Source organism: Thiohalocapsa sp. (genome assembly GCF_019695415.1).
Taxonomy (GTDB): domain Bacteria; phylum Pseudomonadota; class Gammaproteobacteria; order Chromatiales; family Chromatiaceae; genus Thiohalocapsa.
Genome location: NZ_JAIFKJ010000091.1, coordinates 1 through 5910, shown reverse-complemented (window position 1 = coordinate 5910; position 5910 = coordinate 1). Strand labels below are relative to the sequence as shown.

The window sequence follows — 5910 nt, the reverse complement described above, 5'->3', positions numbered from 1 at the left end:
ACCCAGGAGGGCGACGCGCCTTCCGGTGTTGGCGGCGGCCTCTCGGAGCCGGGCGATGACGCGCGCGTGGTAATCCGGGTCGCCGTGGGAGAAGTGGAGGGCTACGTCTACTCCAGCCTCGATGAGGGCGCGGAGCATTTCCGGTTGATCTGACGCCGGGCCGATGGTGGCCACGATTTTGGTTTTGTGGGGGCGGTACTGCATGAAGGGGCTCCCAGGTGAGAGGCGTCGGCGCACAGGTGTGGGCGCGTCGGGTAGGACGATATTAGCCGAGCGGCTGCCCGGCGGTGCGTTGCGGTCTTGTGACCGCCGTGGCTGCAGTCCGAAACGTGCTCAGTGAGCGTCCGCGCGGGTCTTCGCGGTGGGGGCGCGGCTTCCGCAGGCTGGCGGGGTCAGCTGGTCTTGCGCCAGGTGTCGATGGCGCCGGCGTCGATGCGGCCGTCGCGGGCATAGAGGCGGTCGAGCTCGGCGCGCTTGTCGGCGGGGGCGAGGTCCATCAGGCGGCCTGCGGTGAGGGGCGTGGCGCCGGCGTCCAAGACATCGCCGCCGATGACCTCGGCGAGGTAGATGCTGCGGTCGCCGGTGTTCATGCTGGTCTCGACGTGGCAGTCGAGCCAGGCGATGGGACCCTCCACAAAGGGGCTGCCGAAGGGCGTTCGGGTGTCCGGCAGGTCGGCATACTTGTCTACATCCTTTCCGGTGGCGAGCCCGAAGCGCCAGACGAGCTCCAGCGCGGACTCAGGGAGCAGGAACACCGCGAAGCGTCGGCTGGCCTCGATCATGCGCCAGGTGTGGTGTTGGCGGGCGATGCCCGCCACCATGCGCGGGCGGTCGCGGACGATGGAGGCGCGAGCGACAAATGTAGCGATGCAGCCGCCTCGGGTGCTCCCGGCTTGCGGCGCCTCGGCCGCGGTAACCAGCCATAGCGGCGGGTCATAGAGGTGGTAAACGGCGTTGACGGCGTCAGCGGTGGCGGCATCCAGGGGGTGGTGCGGCTCGGTACTGTTGTGAGGCATGGCGGCGCTGCTCGGGTCGGCTGCCGGACGTCGGCCGCTGCCTACTTGACCAGCGCCACCGGGATTTTCAACCGCCGGATGACATTCTGTGCCACGGAGCCCATTAGGAGCTGGGTCAGGCCGGAGCGCCCATGGGTGCCCATCACGACTTTGTCAAACTTCTGCTCCTTGGCGAAGCGGGCGATGGTCTGAGCGATGTGGCCCACCAGGACATGCCAGTTGTAGGACACCCCGGCGGCGTCCAGGCGCGCCATATACGGCTTGAGCACTGCCAGGCCCTCGTCCCGATGATAGGCGGCGATGTCGTCGTCGGAGACGAACATGCGTGCGTGGCCCGAGTCGATGGGCAATTGCACGGACACCAGGTGTACCTCCACCGGATCTTCGCCCTCAGTCATCTCCAGCACATAGTCCAGGGCGCGGTCGGAGAACTCCGAGCCGTCCACCGGCAGCAGGACTTTGGTCATCCTCCCCGCTCTCCGTTTAGTGGCCTTCTTTCGCGATTTAGACATTGGAGTCGGCGTCCTCGCCGCGGTGCCCGCTGGCGACTTCTTCCAGCGGTCGCGGCCGGGCGCGCCTCGCCAGCTTGGTGCCGACGGTGATGACGAAGATGGCGCCGGCGGCCGCCGCCAAATAGTGCAGCCAGTGCGGTAGATAGTGCGCCAGTGCGACGTCCGTGACCAGCATTTCGCCGCCGATCCATCCCAGCAACCCGCCGCCCACTGTGATGATGACCGGGAAGCGGTCCATCAGCATCAGCACCAGCTTGCTGCCCCAGACGATGATCGGGATGCTCACCACGATGCCGAAGGCCACCAGCATGATGTCGCCGTCGGCGGCACCGGCGACGGCAATGACGTTGTCCAGGCTCATCACGGCATCGGCGATGACGATGGTCTTGACGGCGCCGAACAGATGGCTCGGGGCGTCCACGGCGTCGTCGTGCACCTCGGGCTCCGGCTGCAGCAGCTTGACCCCAATCCACAAGAGCAGCAGGCCGCCGACCACCTTGAGGAAGGGTAATGCCAGCAACTGCAGGGCAAAGAAGATGAGCGTGAGGCGAAGCGCAATGGCGCCGAAGACTCCCCAGAGAATGCCCTGGTTGCGCTGTTTCGCCGGGAGTCTCCGGCAGGCGAGCGCAATGACGACGGCGTTGTCGCCGCCGAGCAGGATATCGATGGCGATGATCTGAAGCACCGACACCCAGAAGCCGCCGTCGGCAAGGGCGACCTCATGCATGCCGGCCTCCCCTGGGGAAAACCATGCCCCAGAGCTCGCCTGCGGACGCCGCGTTCCTGTGCGTGTTGGCCGCAGCGAGGCGCATCAGCCCGCCGGCTCCGGCGCCGGCGGTGCGACGCGGTCGGCGGCGCGCTGCCCGGCATAGAAGCGCACGGCCGCCATGCCGATGAGCCGCGTGACCGCCGTCATGGAGAGCGCGCCGGCACCGATGGATACCCAGGGTGCCAGTTGGTAGCCCGCGAGCAGCTGCGGTGCTGCACCGCCCATGCCCGTGGCGGCCACCACAGCGATCATCTCCGGCACCCGCGCCAGGTCGTCGATGTCTTCGCCATAGGCACAGGCAATCTCCAGGATGAGGTACAGGTGCATGCGCGTCAGCATAGACGCGGCGCCGACGACGCCGGCGAGCTTCAGGAATTGACCCGCCGCCGGAAACAGAGCCGGCGCATACAGCAAGGCACCGCCGACGGCCGCGAGCCCTGTCTTGGCGTCCACCAGACGGCGGGCGCGAGTGCGCAGGTCATCATCCGGGAACTGGGCCTCGAGCTGCCGCACAGTGCGACGGATCTCGTTCTTGCGCAGGCGCAGGAAAAAGTAGAAGAACTCCTCCGCGGCCAGGGACTGCCGGCGGCCGGCGGAGTGGGTCGGTCCGTATTCACCGGGCGGGGCATTGTCGCCGTCAGCGGCGTTCATAGGGCTCCGGGGCTGCGCGTTTGTTTGCTGTGCCTTGTCTCAGCATAGCGGAACTGTGGCTCACGACCAGGCTCTGAAGTTCCCAGAGACGGAGGTTCAACGTACCCTCACGCACGACCCCGCGGCGGCCGAATGTCTTGGGCCGGCGATTTTCAGACTGCGCCTGTCCATTGGGCGCGATGCGGCCGTTTCGCCTAAGCTATGGCCATGAGCAGCCCCGATCACGCAAGCGCTTCCGTCGATCGCCGCGACCCGGCCGCCCGGCAGCTCGTCGCCGCGGGATTGCCAGTCCACGCCGCGCGGGAGCTGGCTTGGTCTTATGAGCGTCTGGAGCATCCGTCGCTCGCCGCGCGCCTGAGCGATGTGCTGGCTTCGCCCTTCGAGGGGGCCATGAAGCTTCTGCCGCGGCACTTGAAGAAGCGTCTCGACCTTGGCGTCGAGACCAATATGTACCGAACGCTCAAAATGGCCATGGGCTCCATGGACCATCGTGAGCCCATCCCCTCCAGCGACATGCTGCACCGCGTCCTGGTCATGGGCACCGGTGCGGTCGGCGGCTTCTTCGGGCCGCTCACGGTGCTGGCGGAGCTGCCGGTAGCGACAGCGCTCATGATGCGCTCCATCGCGGACATTGCGCGCAGCGAGGGCGAGGACATCATGGGCAGCCGCGAGTCGCGGCTCGCCTGTGTGCAGGTCTTCGCGCTGGGTGGGCGCACCAAGGACGACGACGAGGCCGAGATCGGCTACTACGGCATGCGCATCACCCTCGGCCTGCACTTCGAGAGCCTGCTGGAATTCGCCGGCAAGGTGGACGGGCCGCATATTCCGGGCGCCATCCAGCTGGCGCGCGCGGTGGCCGCGCGCTTCGGGGTGGTCATCTCGGACAAGCTTGCGGCACAGCTGGTGCCGGTGGCGGGCGCACTGAGTGCCGCGACCCTGAACCTGATCTTCATGCAGCACTACCAGGATGTGGCCCGCGGGCATTTCATCGTCCGCCGGCTTGAGCGCGATTATGGCCCGCAGGTCATCCGCGACGCCTACAGCCGCCTGCGGGAGCAGGACCGACTCGGCACGCAGGACTTCAGCCCCATCGAGGGGTGGTAGGCCGCTTGATCCGCAAACAGCGTGTCGGCTCGCGCGGGGAGGATGTCCGTCCGACTCTTGGGCAGGATGCCCAATAAATCGGCGTATCCTAAGAGCCGACGGGAGCACCGTCGAGCTGCGCCGCCGCGGGAAGACCCGACAGCCTAGTCCAGTCCCCGTGCGCCCTTGACGTTGGCCTTCTTGAGGCTCGCTCCCTTGAGCTTGGCCTTGCGCAGGTCGGCGTCGCTCAGGTCCGCTTCACGGAGATCGCAACCGCGTAGGTCCGCTTGGCGCAGCCGAGCGGCGTGCAGGTTGGCGCCCTTGAGGTCGCACTTGCGCAGGTTGGCGCCGTTGAGATGCGCCTCACGCAGGTCGGCCTCGCGGAGCTTGAGGCCGCTCAGGTCCTTGTCGTCCAGATCCACGGCGCTCTTGCCGTTCTTGCGGCGCTCCTTGACCCATTTATTGAAGGCTTGTATGTCGCCTTCTTTGAGGAGCTCGATGGCCTTTTTGGTCGCCACGGGTGCGTCTCCAGGCGGGTGATGACAAGTGGCGGGACACCAGGCGTGACACTGGGCGCGAGCCCGATACGCTAGCCGTACCCGCCACGATGCCGTCCGGTCCTTTGCAAGACTAGCAGACCGCTGCCGGGCGGTGGTGGCCAAGGTGCCTTATGGCTTCTATGCTTGCCCCATGCTCATCGATCTGCCATTCGCTGCGCGCCCGCCATGCACCCGGCACTGATCGTGGCTCCCGTACTGGCTGCCGCTTTCGGCCCGCGGCTTTGGGCCAAATGGGAGCTCCGCCGGTTTGACCAAGAGGACGGTGCCTTCCTGCCTGCAGACGAGCTGGCCCGCCGCCTGCTCGACCGGGAAGGCCTGACGCTGGTACGCGTGGAGGTTACGGACCTCGGTGACCACTACGACCCGCTGGCCAAGGCGGTCCGACTGAGCCGGGGTCACTTCCATCGCTCCAGCCTAACGGCCGCGACGACCGTGGCGCATGAGGTGGGCCATGCACTGCAGGATGCCGCTGGCAGCCGAGCGTTTCGGCTGCATCAGTGGCTCGCGCGGCTGGCCCAGGTGACCACCAGCGTCGGCACTATACTGCTGCTGGCGGTGCCGGCAGCGGCCATTGCGGCGCGGACGCCCGCGCCCTCGCGGCTGCTGAGTCTGGGGGCTGCCGGCATGCTGGGCAGCGGGCTCGCGGCGCAGCTGGCGGCGCTGCCGACGGAACTGGACGCGAGCTTCGGTCGTGCCTTGCCGCTATTGCGCGAGTGCTGCTTATCCGATGCACAGGTCGGAGACGCCCGTCGCATTCTGCTGGCCTGCTCGCTGACATATCTCGCGTCGGCGGCGGTGCCGGTGGTGGTACTTTGGCCCATCATCGGAGCTCGCCTCACCAGCCCTGGGCTCCTTGCATCGATGCGGACGATCGGCGCCCGACAACGGGAGCCGAGCTCTCGGGCGCAGGCCGCTGTGGTGACTGGACCATCACTTCCCGAGCAGGCGCCGCGCGCCGCCCGGCCGGCACCACGCGTGCTGCCACCGGTGCGTGCTGGCGCTGCGGCCCGCGGCTGCGCGGATGCGCGGCGCGATTTCTCCCGGCGACGAGCCCGGCGGCAACCCTGGCTGCGGGCCCTCGCCCGGCCGGTGGTGCGTCAATGGTTGTTGCTCACTGGGGGCTATTGACTCCATCCAGTGGCTTAGTTCTCATGGCATCAGGCGCAACCGTAACAAGAAGGTCATAAGTGGTCGGTCGTTGCCGGCGGCGCCTGCGTTGGCCTGAGCCGGCACCGCTGGCACGCGCAGCGGGTGCAGACCACAAGCGCTGTCCCTGCCCGCATACGCCGGCCAAGCGTCGGGCCCGAGCCGCTACGGTG

The 5910-nt window shown here is 67.6% G+C and carries 8 protein-coding genes; 2 read left to right on the top strand and 6 right to left on the bottom strand.

Annotated features, from left to right (window positions below; all coding sequences use genetic code 11):
* The 5 genes from I6U14_RS01710 to I6U14_RS01690 form a co-directional block, all read right to left on the bottom strand.
* On the bottom strand, positions 1-204 hold a 204-nt coding region (locus tag I6U14_RS01710), incomplete at its 3' end, for a pyruvate kinase (protein WP_296896365.1).
* A 188-nt stretch (positions 205-392) separates the two neighbouring features.
* The gene (locus I6U14_RS01705; RefSeq protein WP_296896363.1) at positions 393-1016 is read right to left on the bottom strand and encodes a flavin reductase family protein; all 624 of its coding nucleotides are present in this window, start codon (positions 1014-1016) and stop codon (positions 393-395) included.
* Between the two features lie 41 nt (positions 1017-1057).
* Positions 1058-1483, bottom strand: a complete 426-nt coding sequence (locus I6U14_RS01700) for a universal stress protein (RefSeq protein ID WP_296896361.1) — start codon at positions 1481-1483, stop codon at positions 1058-1060.
* A gap of 37 nt (positions 1484-1520) precedes the next feature.
* A complete protein-coding gene (locus I6U14_RS01695; protein ID WP_296896359.1) occupies positions 1521-2255 on the bottom strand; it encodes a TerC family protein in 735 nt (244 codons plus the stop codon).
* Between the two features lie 84 nt (positions 2256-2339).
* Positions 2340-2948, bottom strand: a complete 609-nt coding sequence (locus I6U14_RS01690) for a hypothetical protein (RefSeq protein ID WP_296896357.1) — start codon at positions 2946-2948, stop codon at positions 2340-2342.
* Positions 2949-3155: 207 nt separating this feature from the next.
* Here I6U14_RS01690 and I6U14_RS01685 point away from each other — a divergent pair, with 207 nt between their 5' ends.
* Positions 3156-4052 (top strand): EcsC family protein, encoded by an 897-nt coding sequence (locus tag I6U14_RS01685; RefSeq protein ID WP_296896356.1) that lies wholly within the window; start codon positions 3156-3158, stop codon positions 4050-4052.
* Positions 4053-4195: 143 nt separating this feature from the next.
* On the opposite strand, the gene I6U14_RS01680 is transcribed toward I6U14_RS01685, so the two are convergent.
* Positions 4196-4549, bottom strand: coding sequence for a pentapeptide repeat-containing protein (locus I6U14_RS01680; protein ID WP_296896354.1), 354 nt, complete (start codon positions 4547-4549; stop codon positions 4196-4198).
* Positions 4550-4756: 207 nt separating this feature from the next.
* Here I6U14_RS01680 and I6U14_RS01675 point away from each other — a divergent pair, with 207 nt between their 5' ends.
* Positions 4757-5719 carry a zinc metallopeptidase gene (locus I6U14_RS01675; RefSeq protein WP_296896352.1) on the top strand — a complete coding sequence of 321 codons (963 nt, stop codon included), beginning with the start codon at positions 4757-4759 and terminating at the stop codon, positions 5717-5719.
* Positions 5720-5910 lie beyond the last annotated feature (191 nt).